The sequence below is a fragment of the Legionella birminghamensis genome (assembly GCF_900452515.1).
Lineage (GTDB): Bacteria > Pseudomonadota > Gammaproteobacteria > Legionellales > Legionellaceae > Legionella_C > Legionella_C birminghamensis.
Genome location: NZ_UGNW01000001.1, coordinates 2,785,054 through 2,802,699, shown reverse-complemented (window position 1 = coordinate 2,802,699; position 17,646 = coordinate 2,785,054). Strand labels below are relative to the sequence as shown.

The following is a 17,646-nucleotide window of genomic DNA, read 5'->3' as shown; positions in this document are numbered from 1 at the left end:
TTATCATGAAAACGTTGTTAGGCGCTGTTTGTTTGGTAGTCAGTAGTTATGCAATGGCCTCAACCCAGACCAATTACATGTTTTTTCAAAGCGACTCTCAAGCGCATCTTGAAAAAAATGCTGATAGTTCTTATACCTTAACACTGCAAAATCCGCCCAATTACCTGAGTTATTTTTCGGACAGGCCGGCGCGTTCAACCGGGTTAATCAGTTTGTCGGATTTTTTGAGGTTGTGGCAGGACAAATCTGTAAAAGATAATTTCAGCGAAGTACCTCCTAATGTAGCTTTCGCTATGATGCCCTCAACCGGAAAACAACAAAACTTTGTTGCGGTGGTTTCAGACCCACAGTACAGCAACAATAAAGTAACCTATAAACTGGCTGTGATTGGTAAGCAAAGCATTCAGACTGGTGATATGACCCATGTAGATGCTTTCTTCGACAACATCCCCTGGAATCCAGGCGGATTTGGTCATTCCAAGGAGTAGGTTGCTAGCCGCAGCGAAGCACGCGAGCTATACGTGGAGGTAGCTCCTGAATGCGATGGAACACCTCCGAATCCCCGAGGTCGAAGCTCATAGCTATCTACACAAATATTTTCCCCGTCCGAATCCCCGCGGCACTGACCGCGGGGCCCACACGAAGCCTATTTAGAATATCAGTTAGTCTAGTTAATTAAGGATATATTTCTAACTGCTTTTCAATTACTTATTTTCGGCAACATTGCAAGATTCAGGGAATATGTTCGATTACCAGGCATGGGCCCCGCGGTCGAAGCCGCGGGGATTCGATGACTGGGCCGCGGGGATTCGATGACTGCGTCGCGGGGATTCAATGACTGGGCCGCGGGATTCAATGATCTGCACCACAGAGATAGGAAGCTGGAGCCTGTTTTTTACAACTGCACAATTCCCAAATCAATCAAGGCATTAGTCAATGCAATCAAAGGCAAGCCCTGGATAGTACTATCACTGCCAATGACCTGGCTAAACAGCCACTTCGCTCTTCCTTCATAATGATAAGCCCCGCAGCTTTGATACGGTTTGTCGTGCTTTAAATAGTTTTCGATGCTTGATTCATCCAGGTTTTTCAGTGTTAGCATTGCGCTATCCTGTCCCTCCCAGAGGATCTCCCCGGCTTTGGCAATGCAGCAGGCGGAAATCTGTGCATGTTGTTTGCCTCTTAGCAGTTTAAGATGCATTACTGCAGTCTCGTGATTGCCAGGTTTATCCAGAATCTGCTGATCTACTACACAAAGCTGATCGGCTGCGATTACATAGCTTGCAGGGTTTGCCTGGCTAACTGCCCGTACCTTGCAGGCTGCCAGTTGGCGGGCTAGTTCGATAAAATCATTAGAGGAAAATAACTGCTTGATTTCTTCCTCATTGCAATCGGATGGGACAACAGAAAAATCAAGCCCCAGAGAACGCAGCAATTCCTGACGGGCTCTGGAGCCTGAAGCCAGAATGATGGGCTTTTGATGTGGAAAATTATACATAGAACGCTACCGAAGCCATAAGTAAAAAGCCAATAATCACAAAGCTGAAATCGCGCAAATTGCAGCAGCGTTCCACCATGACACAGCGCTCCAGGCCATGTAGTGTGCCAAGATAAAGGAATGTACCTGCTGACGCCGAGATTAGAATTGAATCAAAAAGTGAATTGGTTTCAAGCCCGCGTCCAAAATACCAGCCAAGAAAAATCCCCAATGGGGTCATCAGGCTGAAGGACAAAAAGAAAAGAAGACTTTTGGTGTGGCTAAGGCTGCTTTTATTGAGTTGTACGGCAATAGCAAAACTCTCCGCCCATTTATGGGTAATAATAGCCAGAAACAGCATAACAACTACCGAATTGCTATGGCTTAGGCCTAGTGCTGTTCCCAGCATCAGGGAGTGAACGGACAGCATGGCCCAGGCTAAAATGGCAAACGCAGGATGGCGGTGATTATGATGCTGATACAACTCCTTACCCAGATGTTCAAACCACAGAAACACCAGAAACACGAGGCCGGTAATAATAAAAGCAAAAGGATAATGATACCCCCGCTCAATAAATGCATTATTGGCTTCCGGCAGCATGTGCATTAAGGCCGCGCCAAGAAAAACACCGGTAGCCAGGGTTTCACCGATCGGAAAATCCAGGTGCTCCTCGCTTTCAATTCGCCTTTTAAAAGGTAACCAACCTGCTAATAAAATAACCGCTACAATGGCAACGGCAAATATCAGCTTTAATGTAGCTGCAGTGACAATCATGGATTTCCTTTATGGGATACTGTTGACAGCCGTCATTGCTTTACAGTGACGAGGTCTGAAAGATTCAGGAATGATATTTTTCCATCATCTGTTTGGCAAGTATTTTCTAGCCGGTCCAAATTCTCATTGTTTAATACTCGTATACTGGTTCAGAATATTAACACGTTTTATTTGAGGAAATTGAGCAATGTCCCCATTTATAACTTCTGAAAAAGAGGAGGGGGGCATGGATTTAAAAAGCAGATCCAGATAAAGAGCGCCGTCAAGATAATGGACGGTGAAACCTTTCAAATCGGGAAATTGCTGCTGCCAGGGGGTGATTAATTGCTCTTGTAATGTGTTGCGGCTTGGTAGATGCAAAGAGGGGCAATTCACCTCATCATCTTCCGGATCAACATGCACGGTCACATCCTTCACTTTTTCAAGCTGGCTCATTAATGCACGATGTACATGCTGGGCGATGTAATGGCCTTCAGACACTGAAATAAAGGGGGCTACTAAGATATGCACATCGATTAATATATCCCCACCCATAAACCGGCTGCGCAATTGATGGATCTTATCAACACCATCCACTTCCTGAATAATCTTCTCGATTGTTTGCAGAGTATCTGAGCCAACAGCGGTATCTACCAGTTCTTTCACGCTGTTCCAACCATATTCCAGCCCCATTTTAACAATCATGAGACCCACAATTACCGCAGCAATAGCGTCAAAATAAATATACCCGAGCAGGCTGGCGGCAAGGCCTAAAGCCACCACGATAGAGGAAGCAGCATCTGAGCGGTGATGCCAGGCATTAGCGATAATGAGTTCCGATTTAATACGTTTGCCTATGTGGCGGGTGTAGTGAAAAAGAAGCTCATTAAGTAGTATGGAAATTAAGGCTACCGGTAAAGCCAGCCAGCCGGGTCTTGTATGGTTGGCATTAATCAGTTCATCAATGGAATCCCAGGCGATGCCTATACCGGCAAGCACTAATAGCAGGGATAAAAGCAGGGTGGCTGCTGTTTCAATACGCTGATGGCCATAAGGGTGGCTGTCATCTGCGTCCAGGCTGCCGTATCGGGAGGCGAATAGAACAAGTGCGTCGGTGAATAAGTCTGAGAAAGAATGTACGCCATCGGCGACCAGCGCATGAGAATGCCAGATAAACCCGGTAATGAGTTTGATGAAGCCTAATAAGGCGTTGACCAAGGCACCAAGAAGTGTAACCCGCTTTGCCTGTTTATACCGTTCCGATTGAATCATGGTCGCTTTCGATTGGCAAAGACGATAACTTTAACATGGTTTATGGAAATGATAAAAGCCATCTGCGCAGGGAAGCCGCATGCTTCAGCTCATTGAAGGAATACAGAATTTGAACGAAAAATTTGCACAATCATGTAAATCGCTATAATTTAGTCATCACAATGAAAATATCCACGAGGTGATTATGGAATTTGTCAGTCGCTATGTTTCTCATAAGCCTGATCCAAAAGGGATGGTTAATTATTCCACTGAGGAACACCGGGTCTGGCAACTGCTTTATGAGCGCCAAATGCCAATACTGACCAATAGAGCTTGTGATGAGTTTATTCTTGGGCTCGAACGGCTTGAGCTGTCTGCCGATCGTATTCCTCAATTGCCAGAGATCAGCCAGAGATTGCATGAGTTAACCGGTTGGCGGGTTGAGCCCGTTGCAGCCTTAATTTCAGCGCGGGAGTTTTTTGAGTTGCTGGCCGAGAGAAAGTTTCCTGCCGCAACGTTTATCCGTTGTGAGGAAGAATTAAATTATGTCCAGGAGCCCGATATTTTTCACGAGCTTTTCGGACACTGCCCCATGCTGACCAATCCGGTTTATGCGGATTTTGTCTGCAATTATGCAAAGCGTGTGCTGGGTTTTTCAGAGGACGAATGGCCGCTACTGCAACGTCTGTTCTGGTTTACGGTTGAGTTCGGCCTGATTAAAAATCGGCAGGGTATACGCGCCTATGGGGGAGGAATACTTTCTTCAATCAGCGAAACAGCCTACAGTGTTGAAAGCGATATTCCAATGCGGGTGATATTTAATCCCGTTACGGCCTTCAGGACTCCCTATCGCATTGATCAGCTGCAAAAGGTTTATTTTGTTATTGACAGCTATGATGTCCTGTATGATTTAGTCACCCATGACATGTCGAAGTTGATAGACAGGGCGCGGGAGCTTGGAGAATATCCTCCATTTTTCCCTGTGGATCCAAATAATCCCAGTATTCATATTCTGGCTTGTTAAATTCCGCTACACTTTATAGTATGCGTCATTCAGCAGGCACAGGAATTGAAATGGCTTATTGACAGACTATCATTGTAATGGCTGAGCAGTCTTGTTAATATCAGTGAACCTTTGTGTTCATTGGCATAGTAGTCAAGGAGCATCGTTTGATTAAAGTACTCATTGTGGATGACCATGTGTTCGTTAGAATGGGTATTCGCCGTTTGTTGGAAGATTTACCTGACATGAGTGTCGTCGCTGAGGCGGAGAGCGGGGAACAGGCGTTAACACAGGTCAAATTGCATAAACCGGATGTGGTTTTGCTCGATATGAAAATGCCCGGCATTGATGGCTGGGAAATAACCCGTCGTTTGAAAAAAACAAATCCGCAAATCAAAATTATTGCTGTAACGGCATTATGCGCAGAACCTCTGCCCTCGCGTGTCTTGCAATTGGGTGCAATGGGTTATGTGACTAAAGAGTCCAGCGCTGAAGAAATGGCTGCGGCGATTCGTAAAGTGGCAAAGGGTGAAAAATACCTCAGCACTGAAATTGCTCAGAAAATGGCGATTAGCAGCCTGGAAGCAGTGCAGGAATCCCCATTTGATTTGCTTTCTGAACGAGAAATGCAAGTCATGTTTATGATTACCAGCGGCATGACAGTCCAGGACATTGCTGATCGTTTGTTTTTGAGTACGAAAACAATTAATGGTTACCGTTATCGCATGTTTGACAAGCTTGGCATCAAGAATGATGTAGAGCTCACATTCCTGGCCATGAAGCATCGGATTATTGAAAAACCCACCGATGCGCTGCATGATAAGTCTTAGTTTTAATCGATTTAAAATACGAATCCCACGGGGTGAGCCGAATCCCCGCGGCTCGACCGCCGAATCCCCGCGGCTTGACCGCCGAATCCCCGCGGCTTGACCGCCGAATCCCCGCGGCTTGACCGCGGGGCCCATATGGGAGCTCGGTGAAATGGGCCCCGCGGTCAAGCCGCGGGGATTCGGGGTTCCTAAAGCCGCGGGGATTCGGGGTTCCTAAAGCTGCGGGGATTCGGGGTTCCTAAAGCCGGGGGAGTCGGGACGCCTAAAGCTGCGGTTTTCTGGATAGTCTAAGCCGCGGGATTCGGCATGGTTTTTCGCCGCAACCGTTCTAGTTGTAATATACTTTAAATTCTATGAGTACTTTCGAAGTCAATACCGATTTTTCGGCTTTTCTCTCTAAACTGACCAGTGAACCTGGTGTTTATCGCATGCTGGATTGCGAGGGCGTTGTTTTGTATGTAGGAAAAGCATCCAATCTTAAAAAAAGAGTCAGCAGCTATTTCAATAAGCAAACTGCTGGTGTCAAAACGCGCTCATTGGTTAATCAGATTAGTACTATCGAGGTAACTGTTACCAGCAGTGAAACAGAAGCCTTGCTGCTTGAGAGCAGTTTAATCAAAACGATGAGGCCGCGATATAACGTGCTGATGCGTGATGACAAAACTTATCCTTACATTCAGGTGAGCTCGGGAAGTGCTTACCCCCGCATTGAAATGTTTCGCAGTAAACGTAAGCCGCAAAAAGGGATGGTGTTTGGTCCTTATCCCAGCGCAGGCTCAGTCCGGGAAACATTGGGGGTGATTCAGAAAGTATTTAAAATCCGCAATTGCCGCGACAGCTATTTTAATGCGCGCTCAAGACCTTGCCTGCAGTATCAGATCAAGCGATGCAGCGCACCTTGTACCGCCTATATATCACCTGAAGAATATCAGCAATCCATCAATGATGCGGTTCGTTTTCTGCAAGGTAAATGCGGACAAATCCTTGATGAACTAGCCAAGCGAATGGACGATGCGGTGGAACGTCTGGCTTTCGAAGAGGCTGCTTTCTTGCGCGATCAGATAAAAAGTCTGCGCCTGATTCAGGAGCAGCAGGGCATTGTCCAGCTGCGCGGCGATGCGGATGTCGTTGCCATGGACGTTCAGCCTGGATTTGCCTGTATTCAATGCCTGACGATAAGGAATGGTCAGGTCATCGCCAGCCAGAGTTTTTACCCCAACATGCCTAAAAAGAATATTGCTTTGGAAGAGTATGAACCCAATGATTTACGCCAGCAGGTATTTGAGGCGTTTGTATCCTACTATTATCTCGAAACACCAGAACGGATCCCGGCGCTGATTATTCTCGATGAACCCTTAAGCGATGAGCCGGTTATCCAAAGCATGCTGAGTGATTTGCATAAAAAAGAAGTGCAGATTAATTCGAAGCCAAGAGGGATTAAAGCAAGATGGCTCGAGTTAGCGAATAAAAATCTGCGTTTAAATGTAGCTGAGCATATGGCTTCCACCATCACTTTGGAAAAGCGCTACAATGCGCTGATAGAACTACTCGGTTTATCTGTACCAGTTACCCGCATGGAGTGTTTTGACATTAGTCACACCCAGGGGGATTCTACTGTTGCTTCCTGTGTGGTATTTAATCAGGAGGGGCCATGGAAGAGTGAATATCGGCGTTTCAACATTCAAGGGATTACCCCGGGTGATGATTATGCGGCTATGCAGCAGGCAATAACCCGCCGTTTTAAGCGTTTGGCTGCCATGCAAAATTTGCCGGATATCCTTATTATCGATGGCGGCAAGGGACAGGTTGCAGTTGCTGAGAAGGTTCTCTCTTCATTAGGTATCAATTCAGTGTTTCTACTGGGAATAGCGAAAGGTCCGGAACGAAAAGCGGGTTGGGAACGATTAATTTTAGTTTCCATGAACAAGGAAATGACATTGCCTGTCGATTCTCCGGCACTCCACCTTCTACAGCATATTCGTGACGAAGCGCATCGCTTTGCTATCACATCTCACCGTAAAAAACGCCTCCAGACAGGACTGGACTCCTCTTTGCTTAGTATAGAAGGCGTCGGACCCAAGCGCCGCCAGGCGCTGATGAATCGTTTTGGCGGGATGAGGGAGTTAGCAAAAGCACCTTATGATGAAATCGTGAAGGTTTCAGGTATTAATGCGGAACTTGCCTTACGTATTTTTCAACATTTCCATCCTGAGTCTTGAAAAAAGACCTCAATTAAGAGAATGTATAGGGCTTTTGCCTGAGTTGCAGTAATAGAGCTGGAAAAGTTTACTTTTTAGCTAAACTTTTTTCACAGTTTACCGACAATTAGCTATGAAACAGATTCATAACGCAATTTCAGCACGCTTTTTGCTTGATAAAGATTAAATGCACGAAGGGAGCAGATGATGAGAAAAATCCTGGCAGCAATGACACTACTGATAGCGACCTCAGCGTCCGCCGCGAGCAATTATTATGGCGTGGGTCTTTGTGCTTACTCCCCGTATCAATGTATTAAGGTGCAAAAGGGCCAGACCTGGGAAACGCTGTTCCCGGATCCCGTACAGCGCGATATTGTTCAGCGGCTAAATCGCAGTTACAACCATCTCTGGGCGGGCAAGGAAATTGTCGTTCCTAAAGATCTCAATCAAAAAACGCTGCTCGATTTTTCACCATTTCCGCTGCAGATTGCTCCGGAGGATGAAAAGCAGATTATTGTTGACCAGGACAAATTGGCTTGGGCCGCTTACGGTGAAGACGGCAAACTGGTGAAATGGGGGCCTATTTCTTCGGGTAGAGACAAGTGCTCTGACAGTAATCATTCCTGCCGCACAATGACGGGTATTTTCCACTTCTTCAGTAAGGAAAATGAAAAATGCCGTTCCAATGTCTTCCCTATCGGCAGAGGGGGGGCAAAAATGCCTTACTGCATGTATTTCCATAAAGGGTTTGCCTTACATGGTTCCGATGACATGCCTGGAGAGCGGGCCAGTCATGGATGTGTTCGATTATTTACGCAGGATGCGCTTTGGTTGAATCATGAGTTTGTCGACATTGCCAATCCTAAAATCAACCGAATGGGTACAAAGATAATTGTTCGTCCAATTTTGGCCACCAGTGGAGGAAAAAAATGAGAACAATAAATACAGGTAAAACTCTACTGCTTGCGTCTGTACTATTAGCCTCAATGCAAGCAAGCTATGCTGAGAAGGTCGAAAAGGAAGACAACCGTAATCCGTTGGGTTGTCGTGATACCGGCTATTTGTTTGAGTTAAAAACATTAAAACTGCTTCCAGAAGAGGCAGGTGCTGTGCAATCGATGTATTTTCTATTTAACAAATCGAATCAAAAAGTTAGTCTGTATCAGATGCTTAATAAAGAAAGCTCACGCAGCATGTATCTGAACCATTCCATTCAGAATGGTCAGTGGGCCGTACTATCAACCAGCGAAAAGCAGATGAAATATATCTGTACCATACCGCAACAGGGTTCTCGGTATGGGCAAATTGTAGATTGTGCAGATCATTTACAGGTATGTGAATATACCAATGTAAAATTTGGTTTGAATAATAAAGGGAATTACTGGCTGGTAAATGGTAATACAAGAAGTGGCGCTCTGAGAGATGTTGTGCGGTATGGCATCATTCCGGCGCTATAAAATTTGCGAATCCTGGGCAAGGCGACAATAAAAAAGAGGGAATCACCATGAAATCATTTATCCCATGGTTTTGTCTGGTTGCTGCAACTGCAGCCAATACTGTACAAGCTGCTGACGGAGTTGACGCCTATCGTCGCGGCAATTATTTTCTGGCTGCCAAAAGCTTTGCTGAGGGAACTAGCAAGGATCCTGTAGTTAATTACTACCTGGGAAGGATGCGACTTTATGGTTATGGGGAGTTAAAAAATAATGCATTGGCGCTGCGTTATTTTACCGAGGCTGCTCAAAAAGGGTATATGCCTGCCCAGGAATTTCTTGCGCGCTATTATCTCCAGAAAGGAAATGATCCTGTACAGGCATTCCAATGGTTTAAAAAGCTGGCTGATGCCGATGAGACCGCTGCACAAATGTATTGCGCTGCCGCCTATATTTATGGGTATGGCGTCAAACAAAATGCAGACATGGGACGCCGCTATTTTATAGAAGCGGCAAAAAATGGTAATCCAATTGCGCAATTTGCCGTGGCCTCGCAATTTTTGGACAGCCGGGACAGCCGAAATAAAAAATTGGGTTTAATATGGTTAAGCAAAGCCGCTGAGCAGAATAATCCCAAAGCGCTGGTTAAATTGGGTGAATTATATGCAGCTGGCGGAATTGTTAACCGTGACCCTGTGAAAGCCAAGCAGTTAATGGAGCAGGCGGTAAGCCAGAACTATATTCCCGCCATGGTCGCTTTAGGAGAGCTTGCGCAGAAACAAAACAATTTCTTTGAAGCCAAAGAATGGTTCAATAAGGCGGCTGAGGCTAATAATGTCGATGCGCAACTGGATCTGGCGAAAATGTACCTGTCCAGTACCAACTCTCAACAGGATGCCTCTTCCGGTTTTATGTGGATGCTGAAAGCCGCCCAAAACGGCTCAGGGGAAGCCCAGAAGTTATTGTCGGAAATGTACAAGAAAGGACAGGGGGTGGCAGTTGATGAAAATCTGGCTTTGCAATGGAAACAAACTGCAGAAGCAAGTGCCGCCAAAAAAGTACAGGTCGATCCCCGGGTCGCTACTGCCCGTTGGTTAAGTAATGACAGCTCCGACAAGTTTGGCGGCAATTATCAGTTGGGGGGCATTTACAGCGCCTGGCAAAATCCCCAAGCTTTGAAAGAAAATAATTATAATGCGGCGCCGCAAATGGATACAGTGACCCGTAATCATTTGTATCAGCCGCAATTCGTAATGGCGAAACCCGACGAAATTCCAATTAACGATTATTTCGACGTGTTGGCACCGATGCTCACCGGGGCCCATGCAAATGACTGGTCGTTTCCGCGCTATCCGATTGATAAGCAAATTGCTTCCCTGATCCGCCATGATTCAATGGTACTTAAGCATAAACAGGGTTCCGCAGCTGTCGATGACGGCGCTAATTATCTGCAAAAAGACGACGAAGAGGATTCACCTGATTACCTGGCACAGCAAACATTGGGATGGAAGCAGCAGGCTAACATGCAAGCCGTCCTTAGTGAAATGTATAACCAGGCCATTCTCGGTAATTCCTCATCGCAGTTTGAAATTGGGCAATTATACCAATATGGAATTGGTGTAGTTAAAAATATTGATCAGGCCATTGTTTATTATCAGTTGGCAGCGGCCCAGCAGGATGTAAGGGCTGAATATAATCTTGGGGTGATGTATCTGGAAGGTAAAACCAATCCGGTTGATTATCAAAAGGGAATTGACTGGATGACCGATGCTGCATTTAAAGGCAATGCCTATGCCCAGTATGTTCTTGCTAATATCTATGAAAAAGGGCTCTCGGATCCGAATGGCAAGGAGATCATTAAACCCAACCATCAGCAGGCAATGGCAATGTATTACCTGGCTTCTGCCAATCATTTTGGTGAGGCGGAATATCGATTGGCAGATTACCTGGTCAAAGAGAAACAATCCGGTTTGAGTCAGGTCGCCAAGAAACATCGAAGTGAGCTAATCAAGCGTCTGTATGCCGGGGCTGCTAAACAGGGAGTAGCAGAAGCAATACTCCCCTTAGCGTTCTACAATGCAATGGATAGTGATCCCAAAAAGCAGGCACAGGCTTTTGAGATCGCTCGCAAAGAAGCGCGTAACGGCAACTCGGAAGCCGCTTTATTACTGGGTATAATGTTCGATCGCGGCATTTCAGTGCAGCCCAATCAATACGAAGCCTTATATTGGTACCAGCAGGCGGCGAACAATCCAGTGAGCGCCTTCATCCTGGGGACTTATTTTACGGAAGGAAATGGTGTCGCCAAGGATCTTGAAAAGGGGCGGGCACTGCTGCAGCAATCTGCTGATGCCGGGTTTCCCTATGCTAATCTGAACCTGGGCGTATTGAAACATGATGTGGATGAGTATTTCTTAACCGAGCTGGACACTGCAAGGCAGCAAGGCAATAGTAAGGCAGGTCTTTTATTAGCTGACTACTATCTGCAGCAGGCCAATGATCCGGAAAAAATGAAGCAAGCCCGTGATATTTACGAGTATTTTGCCGGCAAGGGCGATAAGGAAGCTCAGACAAAACTGGCTTTCCTCTACGACCGCGGTCTTGGAGGCGAGGCTAATAGCGAAGTTGCTGCCCACTGGTATACGGAAGCGGCAGAACAGGGTCAGCCTATCGCCCAGTTTTTGCTTGCGCAACTCTATCAACTGGGGCGGGTAGGTGACAAGCCTGATTATGAGCTGGCGAAGAAATGGTATAAACAGGCACAGGTTAACTTTCCCTTTGCTTCTGTAGCACTTGGTTTTATTTACGACACAGTCGAAGATGATTATGTCAATGCCGCTGATAATTACAGTCTCGCGGCAAAAACCGGTGATGCCATTGGGCAATATAACCTTGGTCTTCTCTATGAAAATGGCAAGGGAATGCCGGTTAATCTGCAACAGGCCAGGGATTATTTCCAGCAGGCTGCCGATCAGGGGTATGGTAAGGCGATGACACAGTTAGCCGGGCTGTATTTTAATGGCATTGACGGGGTACGCGACGAGCAACAAGCGCTGCACTGGTATAAAAAAGCGGCAGCTGCGGGGGATGGCGGGGCTCTGTATCAGTTGGGCCTTTTGTCAGAAACAGGTGTGGCAATGAAGCTGGACTTCCCTAATGCAGTCAGCTACTACCAGCAAGCCTCTGATTTAGGAAATGAAAAGGCGCAAATGGCTTTGGCAAGAATGTACCAATACGGCATCGGCGTACAAAAGGATCTTCAGCATGCTGCCGATTTGTATAAAGTTCTGGCAGCCAACAGCAATGCCTATGCCCAGTATCAACTCGCCATGATGTACATTGATGGTCAATTGGGCGAACCCTCAATAGCACAAGGCAAACCCTTGCTGATTCAGGCTAGCAACAATGGCAGTTACCAGGCTGAAACCATGCTGCGCTGGCTTAATGCCAAGCAGGAGCAGAAGCTGAGTTTTATAGAGCCTATGCGATTGAATAAAGCGCCGGTATTGGCCGGGCAACCCGCCGAGTTGATGTATATGGATGCCTTGAATGAATGGAACCGTGGGGATGAAACCATGTCACGTATGATTCTGGATCGCCTGATGACACAATTTCCGCATTACATTCCGGCAAAGAAGATCTATGAACAACTGAACCAGCAGTCCAAGGCTCCGGATTTGGGGTGACACGGATCATCGTATTCCCGCGGCTTCGACCCACAAATATTTTTTCCCGCTCCGAATCCCCGCGGCATCCACCGCGGGGATTCGTGGTGGGAAAATACTTGTGAGGATACAGCACTGCGTTCGCAAAGACGGAGTTAAAACTCTTCCATCTCTTCTTTCAAACGTCTCTCTTCCATTAAATCTTCAATTCGTCTTCGCCGCTCAAGTCTCTTGCTCGAGGCAGTTTCGCAGACAGCGTCTACAATATTGGCATCATCATTATTAATTTCAGAGTCAAATTCATTAAAATCCTGTGATTCCATGCAACCTCCTTTTGCCTGGCGGCAATTTCCATTTGAATAAGACTAATCCAAAATAACAGAAATGGAGGTTGAGATACAATGGGTTTATGATGTGATTTAACTTGCTTCCAGCTCCCGCTCTACCGCTTTAATGAAACGTGATGAATCGGGGGAGGTGGTGGAAAAGAAATAGGTCACTAATTCGCCTTTTCGATTGATCAGATATTTATGAAAATTCCATTTGGGCGCGCTGCCAAATCCTAATTCCTTATAAGCCCAAAGATAGAAAGGGTGTGCCTGTTTGCCTGAAACCACTTCTTTTTGAGTCATCGGGAAGGTTACACCATAATTGACCTGACAAAACTCACCAATTTCTTCTGCTGTTCCCGGCTCCTGTTTGCCAAAGTCATTGGAGGGGACGCCAAGGATTACCAGGCCGCGATCTTTATATTGCTGATATAGCTTTTCCAGCCCTGCATATTGGGGCGTGAAACCACATTTTGACGCGGTATTCACAATGATTAATACCTTGCCCTTATAGGTGTCAAGCGGCAGGGGTTGGCCTCCTGCCAGCTTTTGAAAAGAAAAATGATACGCGTTGTGCTGGGGTGCAGCGTTGGTGTCCATAGAATTCATAGGTATCCCTTATTATTTTTATTATCAATAAAATACGTTTATTTGGGTGCCGGGCCGCCTGCTTTTGCCTCTTTTTCAGCCCGCTCGGTTTCTACTTTCTGTATGTCAGCTTGTAGCGCTGCCTTAAACGCATTGGAGTCCGTTGTTTTACTGATTGGGTTATCAATGTAATTTTTCCGTTTTGCAGCCTGCTCAGCTGCGACGCGTTTAATTTCTGCCAGACGCTCGGGCTTTCCTTTAAATAATTCCTCAGCCGTTTTTACTTCGCCATTCACTTCAATTTTGATATTGGATATGGTCTTGTTCGGGTCTTTGGGGTCAGGGGTCGTTCCTTCTTCAAAGCCAGCACGCAGGCAGGCTTCAAATGCTTTTCTACCCATTTCCATTGCCCATTCCTGGTCTTTATGCTTCACGGACATTTTGATCGTGCTGTTACCGGTTGCATAGACTGCAGAAGCCATGGTGGTCAAATCATAAAGCACATTCTCGTGTCGGCTGTTGTAATACAGGAAGCCGTATTGAGGGAATTCCATGGAGTATTTACCGCTGCCCAGATTTTTCATCTCAAGCCCGGTAATGCCTTCCATATATTGTAAATCTTCGATTTTGACATTTTCAAAAATGGCCAAGCCGCCTGTGCCGTCAACATTGACTGAAATGCCTGTTGGATTAGCTGCCAACTTGCCTGCAGCAATGAGATCTTGTTTATTTTTTTCAGCAACACGGGCGATTTCTTTCTGCATGGCATTGGAGTTGTGCCACATAGTTGCCAGCCAGGCAACGCGGCGACGTTCATTCTCAGCCTGTGTATGTAAATTTTTAACTTCATCTTTAACGGAGCTTTCAAACTTTCCAAGCGCATCTTTCTGGGATTTATCCAGTGCTGCTTCCATTTCTTTCTTGAAGCTTTCGAGCTGGGTGTCAGTATCCAGCCCCATTGTTTTTTTAAGATTTTGCTTAAAGCCGTCGTCTTTAAACAGGGTTTCCAGTTTATCTTTTTCCTGTTTATGCTGATCCGCGATAGCATTTTTTGCGGCCGCATTCGCTTCCTGAAGGTTGCTGGCAACTGTTTCAACGCGATAACGGGGTTGTTTGCTGTGTAAAAGATTATTTAAACTGGTTACTTTGTCTGCATAGCCTTGTTGGGCCTTGGTTGTTTTCTCATCAGTAACCAGAATATCGTCAAGCGCTTTTTTGACCGCCCGGGCTTCGTCAGTATCCTGATTAATTTTTTTGCCAAAATTCTCTTTTTCATCCGGTGTTTTAATTGCAGCAAAACCATCGGTGTTCTTCATCTTGCCTTTTTCATAGGCATCGAAGGGTGTCCCGCTTCCCAGTTTTACCTCATCAGGTCCTTTGGCACTGCTCTCATAGGCTTTGAACTGCTTATGCATCGCATCGGCCCCAAACAAGTCCATGCGTGCCTCAGTACCTAAAGTCTTCCTGCCAAAGGGGATCAGATCAATCGGAACATTGTCGAGGACCGCTTTACCTGCGGTAGTCACTGCAGAGCCCACTTTTGAAGCAACGTCTTTCACAGCCATATAAATCCCGGTGGTAACTGTATTTATTCAATAAGTATAACAGCAAAAAATTAACAGTGAATTAAGAAAATAAATCAGTATTAAAAATATAATTCGTGCATAATCCTGTATATTTTGCTATTATAGTGAGCAAATTTTATATAACTTAAACCGTTTTTTGCTGGTTTCGCTTTATATTGGAAGTTCTATGACAAATGATTCAACAAGTTTTGCATCTCTTGGACTGTCTCAGGCTATTCTAAAAGCCCTGTCTGAAATGCAATTTCAAACCCCCTCACCCGTTCAGGCGAAGACAATTCCCTGCTTGTTGGAGGGACAGGACGTTATTGCCCAGGCTCAGACCGGTACTGGCAAGACGGCTGCTTTTGCTTTACCTATTTTACAGAAACTGAACCTGAAATCCTCTGCGACTCAGGCCCTGGTTCTGGCGCCTACCCGTGAACTGGCAATTCAGGTGGCCGAACAATTTTCTACACTTAGTTCAAATCTCCATGGCCTGACGATTTCCGTTTTATGCGGAGGCCAGGATTATCGCCGGCAATTGAAGCAACTGAAAGATGGTGCGCAGGTGGTTGTTGGAACACCGGGTCGTATCCTCGATCATATTGACAGAGGTACGCTTCAACTGAATCAATTAAAAACCTTTGTGCTTGATGAAGCCGATGAAATGCTGCGTATGGGCTTTATTGAAGACGTGGAAACGATTTTGTCCAAATTGCCTGAAGAAAAGCAAATGGCTTTATTCTCCGCAACAATGCCTTACCGGATTCGCCAGATTGCTAATAATTATCTGAACAACCCGGTTTCTATTGAAATCCGTTCAGAAACAGCAACAGTAAAGAGTATCGAACAACGCTTTATTTTCGCGTCCCAGGGTCAGAAACCGGATGCATTGCATCGAATTCTAGCCGTTGAAGATTATCAGGGCGTTATTGTTTTTGTCCGTACCAAAAGCAGTACTGAAGAAGTGGCTGAGTCCTTGCAACAACAAGGATATCGGGCAATGGCTATCCATGGGGACATCACTCAGGCACTAAGGGAGCGGATTATTGCCCAGTTTCGCCAGGGGGCTATAGATGTTCTGGTGGCCACTGATGTTGCAGCCCGTGGTCTGGATGTTGATCGAGTCACTCATGTGATCAACTACGATGTTCCCCATGACTGCGAAACCTATGTTCATCGTATCGGCAGAACCGGACGGGCTGGACGCAGCGGGGTGACTATCTTATTTGTTACTCCCAGAGAGTCAAGAATTCTCAATACGATTGAACGGCATACCCGCCAGCGCATTGAGAAAGTGAATGTGCCTAATGATCATGCCATTCAACAGGCCCGTCAGCAGCGGTTTATGGATAATATCACCGCTCGTCTGGAACATCAGCATTTGCCTGCCTACAAGGCAATAGTGCAAAATTATCTGGCTCAGAACGATGTATCGCCTGTTGACGTTGCTGCGATTCTGGCATTGCTGCTCAATCAGGATAAACCCTGGCAGCAGGAGTTGCCAAAATTTAAAGCTGATTCTGGTAAAGAAAGACGCAGCCGTGATCGCGACAGTGAACCAAGAGGTTCCAAAGGGGGCGACCGCCGCCGTGGTGATCGATTCGATTCTGAGAAAAAACCAGGTCGAAAAGATAAGCGAGAGTTTGGGGATAACCATCAGCAGGAATTATTCCGAATTGATGTTGGCCGTGTTCATGGCGTCAAGCCAGGTAATATTGTCGGGGCGATTGCTAACGAAGCAGGTCTGCAAAGCCGTTATATTACCGGTCTTAAAATTCATGACGATCATTCCACTGTCCGCCTGCCTCAAGGGATGTCCAAGGAAGTTTTCCAGGATTTAAATAAAGCCTGGGTTTGTGGACGTCAATTGAAGCTTACGTCTTTAGGGGTAGTGTAAATCCCTGGGCTCCGCGGTCGATGCCGCGGGGATTCGTTGGTCTGCGGCGGGCGGGATTCGAAGCCATTCCAAATCGCCGCGTGAATATAGACTCTACGCGGGGGATGCGCACTCCCCGTATCCCCGCGGCATCGACCGCGGGGCCCATCTCATACATTGACACCATCTCAGGGTTTCGGCGGATTTGTATTAAGTAAAGCGGCTGCTCCCAAAACACCCAAAGCCAAAATTCCTCCCCCGAGAAGCGCATAATTACTAAGCTGTGAAGCTTCATCTTTTGCCCGCACCGCTGCAAGCGGCCTGATCTTTACACGCAACACCGCTAAAGGGTTTGCTGAGTTGATAGGATTGGCCAACTCGCGAATGGATTTATTCCTTATTTCTTCCTGATAGTTATACAATTCCTCTGGTGGTTCAGATAAGTAGGATTCAAGTGTTTTAGTCAACGCTTCTGCTACTGCTGCCGTGAGCGTGAGAGCATGTTCTTCACGCCAATGTGTGATACCAAAGCGTTCAGTGTACATGAAACGCTTCTTATCATCCGAGCTTTGAAAATTGTTTGCAGCGATACTTCTTTTGCTTGGGCTGTCAAGAATTGAAAGCAGGTGATAATAAAACTGACCCAGAAATTCCTCGCGTGTAATGGCCATGAT

Annotated in this window: 15 protein-coding genes; 8 read left to right on the top strand and 7 right to left on the bottom strand. The window is 46.2% G+C overall.

Annotated elements, in window-relative coordinates; translation table 11 throughout:
- Positions 1-5: 5 nt before the first annotated feature.
- Positions 6-488 (top strand): hypothetical protein, encoded by a 483-nt coding sequence (locus DYH42_RS11885; RefSeq protein WP_058522868.1) that lies wholly within the window; start codon positions 6-8, stop codon positions 486-488.
- Positions 489-895: 407 nt separating this feature from the next.
- On the opposite strand, the gene DYH42_RS11880 is transcribed toward DYH42_RS11885, so the two are convergent.
- The 3 genes from DYH42_RS11880 to DYH42_RS11870 form a co-directional block, all read right to left on the bottom strand.
- The gene (locus tag DYH42_RS11880) at positions 896-1,498 is read right to left on the bottom strand and encodes a Maf family protein (protein WP_058522867.1); all 603 of its coding nucleotides are present in this window, start codon (positions 1,496-1,498) and stop codon (positions 896-898) included.
- Entirely contained in the window at positions 1,491-2,252 is a 762-nt protein-coding gene (locus DYH42_RS11875; protein ID WP_420324119.1) for a ZIP family metal transporter, read from the bottom strand. The genes DYH42_RS11880 and DYH42_RS11875 overlap by 8 nt, the downstream gene beginning before the upstream one ends.
- A 123-nt stretch (positions 2,253-2,375) precedes the next feature.
- Complete coding sequence (locus tag DYH42_RS11870; RefSeq protein ID WP_065232791.1) at positions 2,376-3,503, bottom strand: cation diffusion facilitator family transporter; 1,128 nt, start codon at positions 3,501-3,503, stop codon at positions 2,376-2,378.
- A 184-nt stretch (positions 3,504-3,687) separates the two neighbouring features.
- Between DYH42_RS11870 and phhA the strand changes: the two genes are divergently transcribed.
- The 6 genes from phhA (at position 3,688) to DYH42_RS11840 (ending at position 12,632) form a co-directional block, all read left to right on the top strand.
- Entirely contained in the window at positions 3,688-4,506 is an 819-nt protein-coding gene (phhA, locus tag DYH42_RS11865) for a phenylalanine 4-monooxygenase (protein WP_058522866.1), read from the top strand.
- Between the two features lie 146 nt (positions 4,507-4,652).
- Positions 4,653-5,315: a two-component system response regulator LetA gene (gene letA / locus DYH42_RS11860; protein WP_058522865.1), complete on the top strand. Its 663-nt coding sequence runs from the start codon at positions 4,653-4,655 to the stop codon at positions 5,313-5,315.
- A 353-nt stretch (positions 5,316-5,668) separates the two neighbouring features.
- Positions 5,669-7,534, top strand: a complete 1,866-nt coding sequence (gene uvrC, locus DYH42_RS11855) for an excinuclease ABC subunit UvrC (protein WP_058522969.1) — start codon at positions 5,669-5,671, stop codon at positions 7,532-7,534.
- A 186-nt stretch (positions 7,535-7,720) separates the two neighbouring features.
- The gene (locus tag DYH42_RS11850) at positions 7,721-8,446 is read left to right on the top strand and encodes a L,D-transpeptidase (protein WP_058522970.1); all 726 of its coding nucleotides are present in this window, start codon (positions 7,721-7,723) and stop codon (positions 8,444-8,446) included.
- Positions 8,443-8,970 carry a hypothetical protein gene (locus DYH42_RS11845; protein ID WP_058522971.1) on the top strand — a complete coding sequence of 176 codons (528 nt, stop codon included), beginning with the start codon at positions 8,443-8,445 and terminating at the stop codon, positions 8,968-8,970. The genes DYH42_RS11850 and DYH42_RS11845 overlap by 4 nt, the downstream gene beginning before the upstream one ends.
- A gap of 47 nt (positions 8,971-9,017) precedes the next feature.
- A complete protein-coding gene (locus tag DYH42_RS11840; RefSeq protein WP_058522972.1) occupies positions 9,018-12,632 on the top strand; it encodes a tetratricopeptide repeat protein in 3,615 nt (1,204 codons plus the stop codon).
- 134 nt (positions 12,633-12,766) lie between these two features.
- Here the strand turns inward: DYH42_RS11840 and DYH42_RS16620 are convergent, their stop codons facing one another.
- The 3 genes from DYH42_RS16620 to DYH42_RS11830 form a co-directional block, all read right to left on the bottom strand.
- Entirely contained in the window at positions 12,767-12,934 is a 168-nt protein-coding gene (locus DYH42_RS16620) for a PA3496 family putative envelope integrity protein (protein WP_165483342.1), read from the bottom strand.
- Between the two features lie 96 nt (positions 12,935-13,030).
- Complete coding sequence (locus DYH42_RS11835; RefSeq protein ID WP_058522973.1) at positions 13,031-13,549, bottom strand: glutathione peroxidase; 519 nt, start codon at positions 13,547-13,549, stop codon at positions 13,031-13,033.
- Positions 13,550-13,587: 38 nt separating this feature from the next.
- Positions 13,588-15,093 (bottom strand): hypothetical protein, encoded by a 1,506-nt coding sequence (locus DYH42_RS11830; RefSeq protein WP_058522974.1) that lies wholly within the window; start codon positions 15,091-15,093, stop codon positions 13,588-13,590.
- A 187-nt stretch (positions 15,094-15,280) separates the two neighbouring features.
- On the opposite strand from DYH42_RS11830, the gene DYH42_RS11825 reads away from it, so the two are divergent.
- On the top strand, positions 15,281-16,993 hold the full coding sequence (locus DYH42_RS11825; protein WP_058522975.1) for a DEAD/DEAH box helicase: 1,713 nt from the start codon (positions 15,281-15,283) through the stop codon (positions 16,991-16,993).
- A 167-nt stretch (positions 16,994-17,160) separates the two neighbouring features.
- On the opposite strand, the gene DYH42_RS11820 is transcribed toward DYH42_RS11825, so the two are convergent.
- A complete protein-coding gene (locus DYH42_RS11820; RefSeq protein ID WP_058522976.1) occupies positions 17,161-17,643 on the bottom strand; it encodes a hypothetical protein in 483 nt (160 codons plus the stop codon).
- Between the last annotated feature and the right edge of the window lie 3 nt (positions 17,644-17,646).